14 protein-coding genes are annotated in these 18160 nt (G+C 72.1%); 7 read left to right on the top strand and 7 right to left on the bottom strand.

The features are described 5' to 3' along the window. The first annotated feature begins 192 nt into the window (after positions 1-192). Positions 193-714 carry a universal stress protein gene (locus AB0K17_RS19845; RefSeq protein ID WP_344434459.1) on the top strand — a complete coding sequence of 174 codons (522 nt, stop codon included), beginning with the start codon at positions 193-195 and terminating at the stop codon, positions 712-714. 143 nt (positions 715-857) lie between these two features. Here the strand turns inward: AB0K17_RS19845 and glmS are convergent, their stop codons facing one another. From glmS to AB0K17_RS19875, 6 genes are all read right to left on the bottom strand, one after another. Next, positions 858-2678: a glutamine--fructose-6-phosphate transaminase (isomerizing) gene (gene glmS, locus AB0K17_RS19850; protein WP_365983685.1), complete on the bottom strand. Its 1821-nt coding sequence runs from the start codon at positions 2676-2678 to the stop codon at positions 858-860. A gap of 114 nt (positions 2679-2792) precedes the next feature. Next, entirely contained in the window at positions 2793-3068 is a 276-nt protein-coding gene (locus AB0K17_RS19855; protein WP_190128819.1) for a hypothetical protein, read from the bottom strand. A gap of 157 nt (positions 3069-3225) precedes the next feature. Continuing rightward, a complete protein-coding gene (locus tag AB0K17_RS19860) occupies positions 3226-4386 on the bottom strand; it encodes an acyl-CoA dehydrogenase family protein (RefSeq protein ID WP_365983700.1) in 1161 nt (386 codons plus the stop codon). 9 nt (positions 4387-4395) lie between these two features. Beyond that, a complete protein-coding gene (locus AB0K17_RS19865) occupies positions 4396-5343 on the bottom strand; it encodes a hydroxymethylglutaryl-CoA lyase (protein WP_365983686.1) in 948 nt (315 codons plus the stop codon). Further along, positions 5340-7385 carry a biotin carboxylase N-terminal domain-containing protein gene (locus AB0K17_RS19870; RefSeq protein WP_365983687.1) on the bottom strand — a complete coding sequence of 682 codons (2046 nt, stop codon included), beginning with the start codon at positions 7383-7385 and terminating at the stop codon, positions 5340-5342. Before AB0K17_RS19870 ends, AB0K17_RS19865 begins: the two co-directional genes overlap by 4 nt. Positions 7386-7393: 8 nt before the next feature. Continuing rightward, positions 7394-9025, bottom strand: a complete 1632-nt coding sequence (locus AB0K17_RS19875; RefSeq protein WP_365983688.1) for a carboxyl transferase domain-containing protein — start codon at positions 9023-9025, stop codon at positions 7394-7396. A gap of 90 nt (positions 9026-9115) precedes the next feature. Here AB0K17_RS19875 and AB0K17_RS19880 point away from each other — a divergent pair, with 90 nt between their 5' ends. The 4 genes from AB0K17_RS19880 (at position 9116) to AB0K17_RS19895 (ending at position 12163) form a co-directional block, all read left to right on the top strand. After that, entirely contained in the window at positions 9116-9742 is a 627-nt protein-coding gene (locus AB0K17_RS19880; RefSeq protein ID WP_344434454.1) for a TetR/AcrR family transcriptional regulator, read from the top strand. A gap of 103 nt (positions 9743-9845) precedes the next feature. Next, the gene (locus tag AB0K17_RS19885; RefSeq protein WP_365983689.1) at positions 9846-11003 is read left to right on the top strand and encodes an acyl-CoA dehydrogenase family protein; all 1158 of its coding nucleotides are present in this window, start codon (positions 9846-9848) and stop codon (positions 11001-11003) included. 11 nt (positions 11004-11014) lie between these two features. Beyond that, positions 11015-11923, top strand: coding sequence for an acyl-CoA thioesterase II (gene tesB, locus AB0K17_RS19890; RefSeq protein ID WP_365983691.1), 909 nt, complete (start codon positions 11015-11017; stop codon positions 11921-11923). 15 nt (positions 11924-11938) lie between these two features. After that, positions 11939-12163, top strand: coding sequence for a hypothetical protein (locus tag AB0K17_RS19895; protein ID WP_365983693.1), 225 nt, complete (start codon positions 11939-11941; stop codon positions 12161-12163). A 37-nt stretch (positions 12164-12200) separates the two neighbouring features. Here the strand turns inward: AB0K17_RS19895 and AB0K17_RS19900 are convergent, their stop codons facing one another. Continuing rightward, a complete protein-coding gene (locus AB0K17_RS19900; RefSeq protein ID WP_365983694.1) occupies positions 12201-12983 on the bottom strand; it encodes a phosphatase in 783 nt (260 codons plus the stop codon). Positions 12984-13170: 187 nt separating this feature from the next. On the opposite strand from AB0K17_RS19900, the gene speB reads away from it, so the two are divergent. Together speB and AB0K17_RS19910 are read left to right on the top strand one after the other, a co-directional pair. Beyond that, a complete protein-coding gene (speB, locus tag AB0K17_RS19905; RefSeq protein WP_344434449.1) occupies positions 13171-14142 on the top strand; it encodes an agmatinase in 972 nt (323 codons plus the stop codon). Between the two features lie 165 nt (positions 14143-14307). After that, positions 14308-18069, top strand: a complete 3762-nt coding sequence (locus tag AB0K17_RS19910; RefSeq protein WP_365966665.1) for an ABC transporter ATP-binding protein — start codon at positions 14308-14310, stop codon at positions 18067-18069. Positions 18070-18160: the final 91 nt, after the last annotated feature.

Consider the following 18160-nt stretch of genomic DNA (forward strand, 5'->3'; position numbering starts at 1 on the left):
CAGGGGGCGAGTACCGCCGTACCCTGGGGGTAAGCACTTGAAAAGATGAATCCCGGACGGATTTGGCCGTCCAAGATCCCTCCGGTCGCTCCGCGATCCACCCGGGGTCCATCGACGGGCACTCCCCTCGACAACTCCAACCAGTCCACCCGCCGATCCCCTCGCTCAGAGGCTTCCTTCGCCGAGACACCGATGGCCGGTCACGAATTCTCCGAACCCGCGGACCGCAAGCGGATCGCCGATCAGACGGCGCATCCCGAAGCGGCGGAAGAAACACGTCATTCCTGCGATCCGGCGTTCCAGCACGGTGTCGTGGTGGGCTTCGACGGTTCCACGTCGAGTGAACGAGCGCTTGCGTATGCAATCGGTATGGCCCGGCGAGCGGGCTCGGGGCTGATCATCGTCCATGTGGCCAACCGGCTGCCGACCACCGTCTGGGCGGGCTGCGAGCCGCCCGTCTTCGTGGACGTCCCCGACCACCGCACCGAGGTCCTGGGCCTGGAGCTGGCCTGCGCGGACTACCTCTCCGAGGTGCCCTGGATCCTGGTCGAGCGCGGCGGGGACATCTGCCACGAGCTGGAGGAGGTCGGCCGGGAGTACGCGGCCGACGCCATCGTGGTCGGCTCCACGCACGGGCTGGTCGGGCGGATCTTCGGCTCGGTGGCGGGCCGGCTGGCGCGCCGCGCCCAGCGCCCGGTCGTGGTCATCCCGTAGGTACGGATCATTCCGTGGACACGGAGACGTAAAAGGGAGCGGCCCTCCCCGGCGTGTGGTGGCACGCACGGGGAGGGCCGTCCTCTCGGACCTGTCGCGGACAGGTGCGGACAGGTACGAGAGCCTTGAGGGGCCGGTGTCGACTACTCGACGGTGACCGACTTCGCCAGGTTGCGCGGCTTGTCGATGTCACGGCCCATGGCCTTGGCCGTGTAGTACGCGAAGAGCTGCAGCGGGATGCCCATCAGGATGGAGTCCAGCTCGTCCTCGTTCTTCGGCACGACGATCGTGTGGTCGGCCTTCTCCTGCTCCTGGTGCGCGACGGCGAGGATGCGGCCGCTGCGGGCCTTGATCTCCTCCAGCGCGGCGCGGTTCTTCTCCAGCAGCTCGTCGTCCGGCACGATCGCCACGGTCGGCATGGCCGGCTCGATCAGGGCCAGCGGGCCGTGCTTGAGCTCGGAGGCCGGGTAGGCCTCGGCGTGGATGTACGAGACCTCCTTCAGCTTCAGCGAGGCCTCGCGGGCCACCGGGTAGCCCCGGACACGGCCGATGAACATCATCGACTTGGCGTCCGCGTACTCCTTGGCCAGCTCCTCGATCTGCGCCTCGTTCGCCAGGATCTCCTCGATCTGGCCGGGCAGCTTGCGCAGGCCCGCGATGATCCGCTTGCCGTCGGCGACGGACAGGTCGCGGGTGCGGCCCAGGTGCAGGGCCAGCAGGCCGAAGGAGACCACCATGTTGGTGAAGCACTTGGTGGAGACGACGCAGACCTCGGGGCCGGCGTGGACGTAGATGCCGCCGTCGGTCTCCCGGGCGATCGCGGAGCCGACCACGTTGACCAGGCCGAGGACGCGGGCGCCCTTGCGCTTGAGCTCCTGGACGGCGGCGAGCACGTCGTAGGTCTCACCGGACTGCGACACCGCGATGTAGAGGGTGTCGGGGTCCACGACCGGGTTGCGGTAGCGGAACTCGGAGGCCGGCTCGGCGTCCGCGGGGATGCGGGCGAGCTCCTCGATCATCTGGGCGCCGATCTGGCCGGCGTGGTACGAGGTGCCGCAGCCGAGGATCTTCACCCGGCGCACGGCGCGGGCGTCGCGGGCGTCGAGGTTCAGGCCGCCCAGGTGCACGGTGGAGAAGCGGTCGTCGATGCGGCCGCGCAGCGCGCGGTCCACGGCGTCGGCCTGCTCGTGGATCTCCTTGTGCATGTACGTGTCGTGGCCGCCCATGTCGTACGACTCGGCCTCCCACTCCACGGTGGTCGGCTGCGCGGAGGTGCGCGAACCCTCGGTGGTGTAGGTGCGGTAGTCGTCCGCCTTGAGGGTGGCCATCTCGCCGTCGTCGAGGGTGACGACCTGACGGGTGTGGGAGACCAGCGCCGCGACGTCGGAGGAGACGAACATCTCCTTCTCGCCTATGCCGAGCACGACGGGCGAGCCGTTGCGGGCGACGACGATGCGGTCCGGGAAGTCGGCGTGCAGGACGGCGATGCCGTAGGTGCCCTCGATGTGGCGCAGCGCCTCGCGGACCTTCTCCTCCAGCGTGGCGGCCTCGGAGCGGGCGATCAGGTGGACCAGGACCTCGGTGTCGGTGTCCGACACGAAGGCGAAGCCGTCGGCGCTCAGGCGGGTGCGCAGCTCGGCGGCGTTGTCGATGATGCCGTTGTGGACGACGGCCACCTTCTCCTCGGCGTCGAGGTGCGGGTGGGCGTTGACGTCGTTCGGCGCACCGTGGGTGGCCCAGCGGGTGTGGGCGATGCCGGTGGTGCCGTTGAAGCGCTTGGGCAGGCGGGCCTCGAGCTCACGGACGCGGCCCTTGGCCTTGGCGCTCTTCAGGCCGCCGGTCTTGCCGCCGGCGTGCAGGGCGATGCCCGCGGAGTCGTAGCCGCGGTACTCCAGCCGCTGCAGCCCCTCCAGCAGCAGCGGGGCGACATCGCGCTTGCCGATGTAGCCGACGATTCCACACATAGGTGACCCTCCCAAGTAGGCGTTCGAGGTGCCCGACGACGCTTGTCGGCGATCGGCGGTGAGCTGCTCCGGCGGCCGTGCGGTGCCACCGGGAGCCCCGGGTGTCCCGGCCGGTCAGCCGTAGACGATGCGGCGCAACTGCCGCAGCGAGAGCTCCGGTGGTGCCACCGCACGGTGCGGCAGCTCTGCCGCGATGCGCTCGAAGATCTCCGCGTTGTTCAGTCCGCCGGACTGGAGCTCGCGGTGGCGGCGGCGGACGAACTCCTCGGTCGTCTCGTCGAAGTACGCCAGCACGTCCAGCACCACCCGGGCCGCCTCACCGCGCTGGAGCGGTGTGCTGCGCACCAGGTGGTCGACCAGGTCGTCGTGGGACATGCGGCGTTCGAGCACCCGTCGATATTGAGGGCTGGGAGGGGCTTTCGCAAGAATCCTGCCCGATATCGGGCAGGATGGCTAGCGAATGTGGTGAGAAACGCGGGAAAAGCCTCAGGAAGGGCGGATTCCGCGCGTAATGATCACTCGGGAGGGTGGCACGGAGTGGCGCGCATCACGCCGGCAGGTCCAGCTCGCGGGCGATCAGCATGCGCTGCACCTCGCTCGTGCCCTCGCCGATCTCCAGGATCTTGGAGTCCCGCCACATGCGGGCCACGGGGTACTCGTTCATGAAGCCGTAGCCGCCGTGGATCTGGGTGGCCTCGCGGGCGTTGGTGACCGCGATCTCCGACGAGTACAGCTTCGCCAGGGCGGCCTCCTTCTTGAACGGCTCCCCGTGCACCAGTCGGGAGGCCGCGTCGCGCCAGGCCAGCCGGGCGGTGTGGGCCCGCATCTCCATGTCCGCGATCTTGAACTGGATGGCCTGGTTCGCACCGATCGGGCGCCCGAACGCCTCGCGGGTACGCGCATAGGTCACGGACTCGTCGACACAGCCCTGGGCCAGGCCCGTGGCCAGGGCCGAGATGGCGATGCGGCCCTCGTCGAGTATCTGCAGGAACTGCGCGTAGCCCCGGCCCTCCTCGCCCAGCAGGTTCGCCGCCGGGACACGGACGTCGGAGAAGGACAGCTCACGGGTGTCCGAGGCATTCCAGCCCACCTTGGAGTAGGGGGCCGCGACCGTGAAGCCCGGCGTGCCCGACGGCACGATGATCGCCGAGATCCGCGGCCTGCCGTCCGGCTTGTGGCCGGTGACCGCCGTGACCGTGACCAGGCCGGTGATGTCGGTGCCGGAGTTGGTGATGAAGCACTTGGTGCCGTTGATCACCCACTCGTTCGTCGCCTCGTCCAGCCGGGCCGTGGTGCGGGTGGCGCCGGCGTCCGAGCCGCCGTCCGGCTCGGTCAGGCCGAACGCGCCCAGCATCTCGCCGGAGCACAGCCGCGGCAGCCAGGCGCGCTTCTGCTCCTCGGTGCCGAAGCGGTACACGGGCATCGCGCCGAGCGACACGCCCGCCTCCAGCGTGATCGCCACCGAGGAGTCCACCCGGGCGAGCTCCTCCAGGGCCAGGCCCAGGGCCAGGTAGTCCCCGCCCATCCCGCCGTACTCCTCGGGGAACGGCAGGCCGAACAGGCCCATGCGGCCCATCTCCCGCACGATCTCGTACGGGAACTCGTGGCGCTCGTAATAGTCGCCGATCTTGGGCGCGACGACGTCGTGTGCGAACTCCTCCACCGTGCGGCGGAGTTCCTCGTGCTCGGGGGAGAGGCGGTGGTCCAGCGACATGACTCAGGGCTCCTGGTGGGAGAGGGCACGCACGGTACGGGAGGGGCTGGGGCGGCCCAGCCGGCCGGCCATCCACACGCTTGTGGCGGTGAGACGGCCGAGGTCGACCCCGGTCGAGATGCCGAGGCCGTGGAGCATCCACACGAGGTCCTCGGTGGCGAGGTTCCCGGTGGCGCTCTTGGCGTACGGACAGCCGCCCAGGCCGCCGGCGGAGGCGTCGACGGTGGTCACTCCGTGACGGAGGGCGGCAAGGGTGTTGGCCAGTGCCTGGCCGTAGGTGTCGTGGAAGTGCACGGCCAGCCGGTCGGTGGGCACGCCCGCCTCGTTCAGCGCGGTCAGCAGGGCGGCGACGTGCCCGGGCGTGGCCACACCGATGGTGTCGCCCAGGCTCAGCTCGTCACAGCCCATCTCCAGCAGGCTGCGGCAGACGCGGACCACCTGCCCGACGGGCACCGCGCCCTCCCACGGATCGCCGAAGCACATGGAGAGGTAGCCGCGCACCGCCACCCCGGCCTCGCGCGCCGCCGCCACGACCGGGGCGAACATCGCCAGCGACTCGTCGACGGTGCGATTGAGGTTCGCCTTGGCGAAGGACTCGGTCGCACTGCCGAACACGGCGATCTCCCGGGCCCCCAGGGCGAGGGCCCGGTCCAGGCCGCGCTGGTTCGGCACCAGGACGGGCAGGCGGACGTTCTCGTCCAGATCGGCCAGCTGCGGCATCAGCTGCTCGGCGTCGGCCAGCTGCGGCACCCACTTGGGGTGCACGAAGCTGGTCGCCTCGACCGTCGTCAGACCGGCGTCGGCGAGACGGCGGATGAACTCCGCCTTCACCTCGGTCGGCACGACGGCCTTCTCGTTCTGCAGGCCGTCCCGCGGACCCACCTCGTGAATGCGCACCCGGGAGGGCAGCGCGGGGTCGGGGACGACCATGGGCAGGGCGGCGTGGGTCATGACGCCTCCTCCTCGGTGGGGGTGACCACCGCCAGGACCTGGTCCATGGCCACCGTGCTGCCGGCCGTGACATCGAGCTCCGTGACGGTGCCGGCGTGCGGGGCGGCGATGACGTGCTCCATCTTCATCGCCTCGACGACGAGCAGGCTCTGCCCCGCGGCGACCTCGTCGCCGACCGCGGCCTTGACGACGGTGACCGTGCCGGGCATCGGCGCGGTGAGCGTCCCGGCGTGCGCGCCGGCCGCGCCGCCGTGCAGACCGGCGTCGACGGGGTCGTGGGGGAGCAGGTGCCAGGCGCCTTCGGTGCCGGCGAGCCACAGGCCCTGCGGGCCGTGGGTGACGGTGAAAGCGCGGGTGACGCCGTCGAGCTCGAGGTCGATCTCCCCCGCCCCCGTGGCGGGCAGCAGCTTCGCGCTGCGGGGAGTGCCTCCTTGCGGCAGCACGTACTGCGCGTCCGCGGCCTCACCGCGCATGCGGATCGTCACCGGGGCGTGGCCCGGCACGCGGAAGTGGTGGTGCGTCCAGGCGGCTTCGCCGCCGAGGCGCCAGCCGGTCGGGACGGAGAACGGGTCCACCCACGCGGGGGCTCCCGGGCCCCGGTCCACGTGGGGGAACAACTCCCTCTGGCGCAGCAACGCACCCGCCACGTACACCTCCTCCGGCACCTCGGCCGCGACCAGCGACGCCGCCTCCCGGTCCACCAGGCCCGTGTCCAGCTCGCCCGCCACCACCGCCGGGTGGCCCAGCAGGCGGTGCAGGAAGGCGGCGTTGGTGTCCACGCCGAGCACGACCGTGCGGGCCAGCGCGCCGCGCAGGCGGCGCAGTGCCGTCGCGCGGTCGGGGCCGTGGGCGACGATCTTGGCGACCATGGGGTCGTACGACGTGCCGACGGCGATGCCCTCCGCGAGGCCGGAGTCCACGCGGATGCCGTCGCCCGCCGGTTCGTGCAGGGTCAGGACCGTGCCGGCCGAGGGCAGGAAGTCGACGCGGTCGCCCGTGACACGCGCCGTCTCGGCGCAGATGCGGGCCTCCACGGCGTGCCCGGTGAGCGTGACGTCCTCCTGGGTGAGGTGCAGGTGCTCGCCGGAGGCGACGCGGATCTGCCACTCGACCAGGTCCAGCCCGGTGATCATCTCGGTGACCGGGTGCTCGACCTGGAGCCGGGTGTTCATCTCCATGAAGTAGTAGGCGGAGGGGTCGTTGCCGGGCACGATGAACTCGACCGTGCCCGCGCCCGTGTAGCCGCAGGAGCGCGCGGCCTGCACCGCGGCCTCGCCCATCGCCGCCCGGGTGGCCTCGTCGAGGAACGGGGAGGGCGCCTCCTCGATGATCTTCTGGTGCCGTCGCTGCAGCGAGCACTCGCGCTCGCCGAGGTGGACGACGTGGCCGTGGCCGTCGGCGAGGACCTGGATCTCGATGTGCCGGGGCCGGTCGACCCAGCGCTCGACGAGCAGGGTGTCGTCGCCGAAGGAGCCGCGCGCCTCGCGCCGCGCCGCCGCGATCTCCTCGCCGAGCGCGGACTCCTCGCGCACCAGGCGCATGCCCTTGCCGCCGCCGCCCGCCGAGGGCTTGAGCAGCACCGGCATGCCGATCTCGCGTGCGGCTGCCGCCAGTTCGGCGTCGCTCAGGCCGCTGCCCGAGGAGCCGGGTACGACCGGCACGCCGGCCGCGCGGACCGTCTCCTTGGCGCGGATCTTGTCGCCCATGAGCTCGATCGCACCGGCCGGTGGGCCGATGAAGACCAGGCCGGCCTCGGCGCAGGCGCGGGCGAAGGCGGCGTTCTCGGCGAGGAAGCCGTAGCCGGGGTGGACGGCCTGCGCGCCGGTGCGGGCGGCGGCGTCGATCAACCGCGGTATGGACAGGTAGCTCTCGGCGGCGGCCGCAGGTCCGATGCGCACGGCGGTGTCGGCCTCGCGCACGTGGCGGGCTCCGGCGTCCGCGTCGCTGAAGACGGCGACCGAGCGGATCCCGAGCGAGCGCAGGGTGCGCACGACCCGTACGGCGATCTCGCCTCGGTTGGCGACCAGGACAGTGTCGAACATGCTCCGCCTCACATCCGGAAGACGCCGTAGCCGGGCGCCGTGCCGTCGCGCTGCGGCAGCGGCGCGTTGGCGCACGCGGTCAGGGCCAGACCCAGCACCTGCCGGGTCTCCAGGGGGTCGATGACGCCGTCGTCCCACAGCCGGGCGGTCGCGTAGTAGGCGTTGCCCTGGCGTTCGTACTGCTCGCGGATGGGGGCCCGGAAGGCCTCCTCGTCCTGCGTGCTCCACTGCTCGCCGTGCGCCTCCAGCTGGTCGCGCTTGACGGTGGCCAGCACGGAGGCGGCCTGCTCGCCGCCCATCACCGAGATCTTGGCGTTGGGCCACATCCACAGGAAGCGGGGCGAGTAGGCCCGGCCGCACATCGAGTAGTTGCCGGCGCCGTAGGAGCCGCCGATGACGACGGTGAGCTTGGGAACGCGCGTGCACGCCACGGCGGTGACCATCTTCGCGCCGTGCTTGGCGATGCCGCCCGCTTCGTACTGCCGGCCGACCATGAAGCCGGAGATGTTCTGCAGGAACAGCAGGGGTATGCCGCGCTGGTCGCACAGCTCGATGAAGTGGGCGCCCTTCTGGGCGGATTCGGCGAAGAGGATGCCGTTGTTGGCGACGATGCCCACCGGGTGGCCGTGGATGCGGGCGAAGCCGGTGACCAGCGTCTGCCCGAACTCCGCCTTGAACTCGGCGAACCGCGAGCCGTCGACGAGGCGCGCGATGACCTCGCGCACGTCGTACGGGGTGCGCGAGTCGACCGGCACCACGCCGTACAGGCCGGCCGGGTCGGCCTTCGGCTCCTCGACCGGCTCCACCGCCCACGGCAGGGGGCCGCGGCGGGGGAGGGTGGAGACGATGGTGCGCACGATCCGCAGGGCGTGCTCGTCGTTCTCGGCGAGGTGGTCGGTGACGCCCGACACCCGCGAGTGGACCTCGCCGCCGCCCAGCTCCTCGGCCGTGACGACCTCGCCCGTGGCCGCCTTCACCAGCGGCGGGCCGCCGAGGAAGATCGTGCCCTGATCGCGCACGATCACGGCCTCGTCGCTCATCGCCGGCACGTACGCCCCGCCGGCGGTGCACGAGCCCATCACGGCCGCGATCTGCGGGATGCCGGCGCCGGACATCCGCGCCTGGTTGTAGAAGATGCGGCCGAAGTGCTCGCGGTCGGGGAAGACCTCGTCCTGCATGGGCAGGAAGGCGCCGCCGGAGTCCACCAGGTACAGGCAGGGCAGCCGGTTCTCCAGCGCGATCTCCTGCGCGCGCAGGTGCTTCTTGACGGTCATGGGGTAGTAGGTGCCGCCCTTGACCGTGGCGTCGTTGGCGACGACCACCACCTCGCGCCCGGAGACCCGGCCGATGCCCGCGATCACGCCCGCGGCCGGCGCGGCGTCCCCGTACATCCCGTCGGCCGCCAGGGGCGCGAGCTCCAGGAACGGCGAGCCCGCGTCCAGCAGGGCGTCCACCCGCTCGCGCGGCAGCAGCTTGCCGCGCGCGGTGTGCCGTGCGCGCGCCTTCTCGCCCCCGCCCAGGCGGGCCCGGGCGAGCTTCGCCCGCAGCTGCGCCACCAGCTCGTGGTGGGCGGCCTCGTTGCCCTGCCAGGCCTCGGACGCCGGATCGGCGGCGCTTGCGAGCACCGGTGCCTGCTGCATGTCCTCGAGCTCCCTTGCTCGGTTAATGAGCGTTAACACAACCAGCTTCAGGTTAACGAGCACTAACGCCGCTGTCTAGAATTGTTTTTCGTGAACGACGCAGCCCCCCGCACCCGGACCGCCGCCGCCCCGGCCGCCGCCTCCCGCCGCGAGCAGATCCTCCAGCAGGCCGCGCGGCTCTTCGCCGAGCGCGGCTTCCACGGGGTCGGGGTGGACGAGATAGGGGCCGCGGTCGGCATCAGCGGCCCCGGCCTGTACCGGCACTTCGCCGGCAAGGACGCGATGCTGGCCGAGCTGCTGGTGGGCATCAGCGGCCGGCTCTTCGCGGGCGGCCGGCGACGGGTGGCCGAGGCGGCGGAGGCGGGCGCGGATCCCGCCGCCGTGCTCGACTCGCTCATCGACGGGCACATCGACTTCGCCCTCGACGACCGCGACCTGATCACGCTGCACGACCGGGAGCTGGGTCAGCTGCGCGACAGCGACCGCAAGCTGGTGCGCTCCCTGCAGCGCCAGTATGTGGAGCTGTGGGTCGAGGTGGTCCGCAGGCTGCACCCCGAGGCGGCCGAGACCGAGGTGCGGGCCGCCGTGCATGCCGTCTTCGGTCTGCTGAACTCCACCCCGCACCTGGGCCGCCCCGGCGCCCTGCCCGGCCGGGACGCCACCGCCGCACTGCTGCGCCGCCTGGCGCTGGGCGCACTGGCCGCCCTGGCGCGCTGAGCGGCCGCCGCGCGCGGAGGGCAAGGATCTGGACAGCCCCCTGACCGGCCGGTAGCTTGCGCTGAGCAAGCGCTTATACAGCGACAGCCGGGGAGGGGACGCGATGCGCCGCACCGTCTTCAACGAGGACCACGAAGCTTTCCGGGAGACGATCCGCACCTTCATCGCCGCCGAGGTCGTGCCGTACTACGACCAGTGGCGCGCGGCCGGGGCCGTCCCGCGCGACTTCTACAAGAAACTCGGCGAGCTCGGCGTCTTCGGCATCGAGGTGCCCGAGGAGTACGGCGGCGCCGGCCAGCGCACGTACAAGTACCAGGCGGTCATCAGCGAGGAGTGCGCCCGCGCCGGTGTCGGCTTCGGCGGCAGCAGCGTGCACACCGCGCTGTGCCTGCCGTACCTGCTGACGTACGGCACCGAGGAGCAGAAGCGGCGCTGGCTGCCGCCGTTCGTCTCCGGCGGCATGATGACCGCCATCGCCATGACGGAGCCGGGCACCGGCTCCGACCTGGCCGGGATGCGCACCACCGCCCGCCTGTCGGACGACGGCACCCATTACGTCCTCAACGGCGCCAAGACCTTCATCACCGGCGGCGTGCAGGCGGACCGCGTCCTGGTGTGCGCCCGCACCTCGCCCGCCACCCCCGAGGACCGGCGCGGCGGGATCTCCCTCCTCGTCGTCGACACCTCCTCCGAGGGCTACGCCGTCGGTCGCAAGCTGGAGAAGCTGGGCCTGCAGGCCTCCGACACCGCCGAGCTGTCCTTCACCGACGTCAAGGTGCCCGTGGAGGACCTCCTCGGGGAGGAGGGCAAGGCCTTCGGCTACCTCACCCACAACCTCCCGCAGGAACGGCTCGGCATCGCCTTCACCGCCTATGCGCAGTCGGCCGCCGCCCTGGAGTTCGCCAAGGCCTATGTGCGCGAACGCACCGTCTTCGGGCAGCCCGTCGCCGCCTTCCAGAACACCAAGTTCGTCCTCGCCGACTGCAAGGCCGACGTCGACGCCATGCAGGCGGTCGTCGACCGCGCCCTGGAAGCGCACGACGCCGGCGAGCTGACGGCCGCCGACGCCGCCTCCGCCAAGCTCTTCACCACCGAACGCGCCGCCGTCGTCATCGACAAGTGCCTGCAGCTGCACGGTGGTTACGGCTACATGATGGAGTACCCGATCGCCCGCCTGTACGCCGACACCCGCGTCAGCCGCATCTACGGCGGCACCAGCGAGGTCATGCGCTCGATCATCGCCAAGTCGATGGGTCTGTAGGCGAATCCGTGATGAACAAGCCCCCCACCGCCGGCGAGCCCCCCACCCCGCTCGACGACCTGCTCGCCCTCCTCGACCTCGAACCGATCGAGGAGAACATCTTCCGCGGCACCACCGACCGCCCCATCCTCGTGCCGCGCGTCTTCGGCGGCCAGGTCGCCGCCCAGGCCCTGGTCGCCGCGGGCCGCACGGTGCCCGCCGACCGGCACGCCCACTCCCTGCACTCCTACTTCCTGCGCCCCGGCGACCCCGCGGTGCCCATCGTCTACACCGTCGACCGCATCCGCGACGGGCGCTCGTTCACCACGCGCCGCGTCGTCGCCGTCCAGCACGGACAGCCGATCTTCCATCTCTCCGCGTCCTTCCAGATGCACGAGGAGGGGCTCGAACACCAGGAGCCCATGCCCGCGGCCGCCGACCCCTCCACCCTGCCCACGGCCGCCGAGATGCTGCCGCGCTACGCCACCCACCTGGGCGGTCAGGACCGCGTCGAGCGCATCCTCGAAGCCCGCGCCGCCGTCGACCTGCGGTACGCCGACGAGCCGCCCTTCGCGAGCGTCGGCGAGCCGAGGGAGGCCAAGTCGCAGGTTTGGTTCCGGACCAACGGCAAACTGGCGGACGACCCGCTGCTGCACATCGTGCTCGCCACTTATGTCTCCGACATGACCCTGCTGGACTCGGTTCTGCTCGCCCACGGACGGGGCGGCTGGGCGGTCGGCGATGTCGTGGGCGCGAGTCTGGACCACGCCATGTGGTTCCACCGGCCCTTCCGTGCCGACGAGTGGCTGCTGTACGACCAGGAGAGCCCCACCGCCCAGGGCGGCCGCGGCCTGGCACGGGGGCGTATCTTCACCCAGGACGGGCGGTTGGCGGTCTCGGTCATCCAGGAGGGACTGATCCGCGTACCGCGTGGCTCCTAGGGGAGGGAGAACGGGATGGGAACGGCCGGACGGGCCCTGCTGATGGCAGGGGGAGCGGTCGTGATGGCCGCGGGCATCGTGCTGGCGTTCTTCGCGCACGGCCGCGTGCTGGAGATGACCGGCCTGGACCGGCTCGGCTGGGGCCTGGCCCTGCGCGCCTTCGAGGCGGCGGTGCTCTACGGCGGCTCGTGGCTGGTGATCCGCGGCTGGAACGGCCTGCGCGGCCGCACCGCGGCATGAGGGCGCCCCGACCGTACGGCCGGGGCCCGCTCCCTCCCTACGCCAGACCCGCCGCCTCCAGCAGGTACGCCGTCATCGGCTCGTAGAACCGCGGGTCCAGTACGTGGTCGTCCAGCGGCACCGCCACCTGCAGCGTGCCCTCCGCCTCCGCCAGGAACAGCGCCGGGTCGTTGCAGTCCGCGTACCCGACCGCGTCGATGCCGCGCTGCGCCGCGCACCCGGCCCAGCCGTGGTCGGCGACCACCAGGTCCGGCAGCGGCCGCCCGCACGCCGCGAGCCCGTCGAGGATCGCCGCCATCGGCGCCGGGGAGTGCGTGTGCCACAGCGTCGCGCCGCGCTCGTACACCGCCACGCCCGCGACCTGGTGGACGGCGCCGTCATCCGCCCGCAGACCGCCCGGGACGGAGAGGACCTCGCAGCCGGCGGCCCGCAGTGCGTCCGCCGTCATGCGGTGCACGTCCAGCAGCCCCCCGGGGTGCCCCGTGGCGAACAGTACCCGCTGCCGGCCCTCCGCCGCCTTGCGCAGGAACGCCGCCGCCCGCTCCAGTGCGGCCACCGTCAGCTCGGGGTCGATGGTGTCCTGACCCGCGCGGTGCTCCACGTCGTCACTGACGCCGCAGCGCTCCGCCATGACGGCGAGCACGTCCTGCTCGTCCGTCCAGCGCTCGCCGAACTCCAGCCCGAACCAGTAGTGACGATCACCGAGGGCGAGCCTGCGGTAGTGCTCCAGGTTGTTCTCCCGCGGGGTGGCGACGTTCCCCGCGATGCGCGTCCGGACGAGGTGGTCGATCAGTTCGCTGCGGCTGGGTGCTATCGGCATGGACCCATTCTCCCCCGGTCGGCGCGATGGACGCAGTGTCCATATGGCGAGGCCGGACCTGCACTTCCGTACATGTGCGCACACGGCCTCCCTGCCTACCCTCGGGTACGACCACGCCAGCCGTTCGCGCGTTGACGCGACCGTGACCCGGCGGCGCCCCGTCCGTGATCCGAGAGGCCCGAGAAGCATGAGCACCCCCGCCCCCCGTGAACCGCGCGGCCCCGTCGACTCCTCGCGCATCCCGCGCTACGCCGGCCCGGCCACCTTCGCCCGCCTGCCCCGCCTGGACGAGGTCGGCACCGCCGACGTCGCCGTCGTCGGCGTGCCCTTCGACACCGGCGTCTCCTACCGCCCCGGCGCCCGCTTCGGCGGCAACGCCATCCGCGAGGCCTCCCGCCTGCTGCGCCCGTACAACCCGGCGCAGGACGCCTCCCCCTTCGCCCTCGCCCAGGTGGCGGACGCCGGCGACATCGCCGCGAACCCGTTCAACATCGACGAGGCCGTCGAGACGATCGAGGCCGCGGCCGACGACCTGCTGGGCACCGGTGCCCGCATGATGACGCTCGGCGGCGACCACACCATCGCGCTGCCGCTGCTGCGCTCGGTGGCCAAGAAGCACGGCCCGGTCGCGCTGCTGCACTTCGACGCGCACCTGGACACCTGGGACACCTACTTCGGCGCCGAGTACACCCACGGCACGCCGTTCCGCCGGGCCGTCGAGGAGGGCATCCTCGACACCGAGGCGCTGTCCCACGTCGGCACGCGCGGCCCGCTGTACGGCAAGAAGGACCTCACCGACGACGAGAAGATGGGCTTCGGCATCGTCACCTCGGCCGACGTGATGCGCCGCGGCGTGGACGAGATCGCCGACCAGCTGCGTCAGCGCGTCGGCGACCGCCCGCTGTACATCTCCATCGACATCGACGTCCTGGACCCGGCCCACGCGCCCGGCACCGGCACGCCGGAGGCGGGCGGCCTGACCTCCCGCGAGCTGCTGGAGATCATCCGCGGGCTGTCCTCCTGCAACCTCGTCTCCGCCGACGTCGTCGAGGTCGCCCCGGCGTACGACCACGCGGAGATCACCTGCGTCGCCGCCTCGCACACCGCGTACGAGCTGACGACGATCATGTCGCGCCAGATCGCCGCCGCGCGCGGCTGATCCCTGCACGGGCAGGGCGAGAGCGGGCTCCCGACGTCGCAAGGCGGCGTCGGGAGCCCGCTCCGTGTTGCAGCGGAATGCTGTGTTGCATGGAATGAAATGCCCAGCCCAGAGCGTTGGGGCCTTCCGTCGGAGACAGGCAGGAAGAGGACGGGGAGGTTCCGGGTGGCCACGACGACCACGACCGGTCAGGGGTGGGCCAGGCGGCTCACCGGGTATTGCTGGCGGTACCGCGGGGCGGTGCTGCTGGCCCTCGGCTCGTCCCTCGCCGGCATGGCCGTCATGGCGCTCGTCCCCCTGATACCCAAGCTGATCATCGACGACGTCATAGGCGCCCACCGGCGCCCCCTCGCCCCCTGGGCCGTCCTCCTGATCGTCGCGGCACTGGTCGTCTACGCGCTGACCTATGTGCGCCGCTACTACGGCGGACGGCTGGCCCTGGACGTCCAGCACGACCTGCGGACCGAGATGTACGCCGCGATCGCCCGCCTGGACGGCAAGCGGCAGGACGAACTGTCGACCGGACAGGTCATCGGCCGCGCCACCAGCGACCTGCAGCTGATCCAGTCGCTGCTGTTCATGCTCCCGATGATGATCGGCAACATCCTGCTGTTCGTCATCTCCCTCGTGGTGATGGTCGCCCTCTCCCCACTGCTGACCGTCGTCGCCCTCGCCGTCGCCCCCGCCCTGTGGTTCCTCGCCCAGCGCAGCCGCGCCAAGGTCTTCCCCGCAACCTGGTACGCCCAGGGCCAGGCCGCAGCCGTCGCGGGCGTCGTCGACGGCGCCGTCAGCGGGGTGCGCGTCGTCAAGGGATTCGGGCAGGAGGCCCAGGAGGCCGCCAAGCTCCGCGAGGTCGGCCGTGGCCTCTTCGCCGGCCGCATGCGCACCGTACGGCTCAACTCCCGCTACACCCCCGCCCTGCAGGCTGTCCCGGCCCTCGGACAGGTCGCCATGCTGGCCCTCGGCGGCTGGATGGCCACCCGCGGCCAGGTCACCCTGGGCACCTTCGTCGCCTTCTCGACCTACCTCGCCCAGCTCGTCGGCCCCGTGCGGATGCTGACCATGGTGCTCACCGTCGGCCAGCAGGCCCGCGCCGGCGTGGAGCGCGTCCTGGAGCTCGTCGACACCGAACCGGTCGTCAAGGAGCGCGACGACGCGCGCGAGCTGCCCGCGGACGCCCCCGCCACCGTCGAGTTCGACGACGTGACCTTCGGCTACGGCTCCGGCCGGGCCGTCCTGCAGGGCGTCTCGCTGCGCCTGGAACCCGGCGAGACGGTGGCCGTCGTCGGCGCCTCCGGCAGCGGCAAGTCCACCCTCGCGCTACTGCTGCCGCGCTTCTACGACGTCACCGGCGGCGCGGTGCGCATCGGCGGCCAGGACGTGCGCGAGCTGACGCTGCCCTCGCTGCGCGCAGCCATCGGGCTGGTGCCGGAGGACAGCTTCCTGTTCTCCGACAGCGTCCGCGACAACATCGCCTTCGGCGTGCCCGGCGCCACCGACGAGCAGATACGGGCGGCGGCCCGCGCGGCCCAGGCGGACGGATTCATCTCGGCCCTGCCCGACGGCTACGACACCAAGGTCGGCGAGCAGGGCCTGAGCCTGTCCGGGGGACAGCGCCAGCGCGTCGCCCTCGCCCGCGCCATCCTCACCGACCCCCGGCTGCTGGTCCTCGACGACGCCACCTCCGCCGTCGACGCGCGCGTGGAGCACGAGATCCACGAGGCGCTGCGCGGGGTGATGGCGGGCCGTACGACCCTGCTGATCGCCCACCGCGCCTCCACCCTGGCCCTCGCCGACCGCATCGCCGTCCTCGACGGCGGCCGGCTCGTCGACGTGGGCACCGCGGACGAGCTGCAGGAACGCTGTCCGCTCTACCGTCGCCTGCTGACGGACCCCGAGGAGCTCGCCGGGGTGACGAAGGACCCCGCCGGCGCGGTGGGCGTCGGCGCCGCCTTCGGCGGCGAGGCGGCCGCCACCGGCCTGATGGAGCGCCCGGCGCTCCAGGAGGAGGCCCCCGCGGCCCCCCGCCGCGTCGTCGACGGCGTCACCCCCCAGCTGTGGGTGCGCAAGGAGGACGACGGCGCGCACCGGGCGCCGGCCGGCATGCCCGCCTCCCCCGAACTGCTCGCCAGGGTCGAGGCGCTGCCCCCGGCCACCGACACCCCGGACATCGACGAGGAGCACGCCGCCCGGCCCGAGGAGACCTACGGGCTGCGGCAGATGCTGAGGGGCTTCGGGGCGCCGCTGGCGGTGAGCCTGCTGCTGGTGGCCGGTGACGCCGTGGCCGGCCTGCTGCTGCCCGTACTGATCCGGCACGGCATCGACCAGGGCGTCCAGAAACTGGCCCTCGGCGCCGTCTGGGCGGCCTCCGCCCTCGCGCTCCTCGTCGTCGTCGGCCAGTGGGCCGCGCAGGTGGGCGAGACCCGCATGACCGGACGCACCGGCGAGCGGCTGCTGTACGCGCTGCGCGTGAAGATCTTCGCCCAGCTGCAGCGGCTCGGGCTCGACTACTACGAGCGCGAACTGACCGGCAAGATCATGACCCGGATGACCACGGACATCGATGCCATGTCGACGTTCCTGCAGACCGGTCTGGTCACCGCCGTCGTCTCCGTGCTCACCTTCTTCGGCATCCTCGTCGCCCTCCTGGTCATCGACGTCGAGCTCGCCCTGGTCGTCTTCGCGACGCTGCCGCCGCTCGTCGTCGGCACCGTCTTCTTCCGCCGGCAGAGCGTCAAGGCGTACGAACTGGCCCGCGAGCGCGTGGGCGTGGTCAACGCCGACCTGCAGGAGACCGTCGCCGGGCTGCGGATCGTGCAGGCGTTCCGCCGCGAGGAGACCGGCGCCCGCCGGTTCGCCGAGCGCAGCGCGCAGTACCGGCAGGCGCGGGTGCACGGCCAGTGGCTGATATCCGTGTACTTCCCCTTCGTGCAGCTGCTGTCGTCCGTCGCCGCGGCCGGCGTGCTGATCGTTGGTGCGGGCCGGGTGAGCGACAGCACGCTGACCGCGGGCGCGCTGGTGGCCTACCTGCTCTACATCGACCTGTTCTTCGCCCCCGTCCAGCAGCTGTCGCAGGTCTTCGACGGCTACCAGCAGGCGATGGTCTCCCTCGGCCGTGTCCAGGAGCTGCTGCAGGAGAAGACGGCCACGCCGGTGGCCGCCGATCCGCAGCCGGTGCACGAGCTGACGGGCGAGATCGTCTTCGACGGCGTCCACTTCGGCTACGGCGACGGCGAGGAGGCCCTGTCCGGCATCCGGCTCACGGTGCCCGCCGGGCAGACCGTCGCCTTCGTCGGCGAGACGGGCGCCGGGAAGTCCACCCTGGTGAAGCTGGTCGCGCGCTTCTACGACCCCACCTCCGGCGCCGTCCTTGTCGACGGGGTCGACCTGCGCGCGCTCGACCCGGTCGCCTACCGCCACCGCCTGGGCGTCGTGCCCCAGGAGCCGTACCTCTTCCCCGGCACCGTGCGCGACGCCATCGCCTACGGCCGCCCGGAGGCCACCGACGCCGAGGTCGAGGCGGCCGCACGGGCCGTCGGCGCGCACGGGATGATCGCCACCCTGGAGGGCGGCTACCTGCACCCGGTCGCCGAGCGCGGCCGCAACCTGTCCGCCGGCCAGCGGCAGCTGATCGCCCTGGCCCGTGCCGAGCTCGTCGACCCCGACGTCCTGCTGCTGGACGAGGCCACCGCCGCCCTGGACCTCGCGACGGAGGCCCTGGTCAACCAGGCCACCGACCGGCTCGCCGGCCGGCGCACGACCCTGGTGGTGGCCCACCGGCTGTCCACGGCGGCCCGCGCCGACCGCGTGGTGGTGCTCGACCGCGGCCGCGTTGTCGAGGACGGCACGCACGCCGAACTGCTCGCCAAGGACGGCCGATACGCGCAGCTGTGGCGGACGTTCACGGGAGAGGCCGTCCTCGCCTAGGCAGTTTCGTTTGGATCACCGGGCGGACCAGAGGAAGATGCCTGCAATGTGGAGTCCGGCCAGGTAGATGGTCGCGGTCTTCTCGTAGCGG

This window comes from Streptomyces sp. NPDC049585, assembly GCF_040675615.1.
GTDB lineage: Bacteria > Actinomycetota > Actinomycetes > Streptomycetales > Streptomycetaceae > Streptomyces > Streptomyces luteosporeus.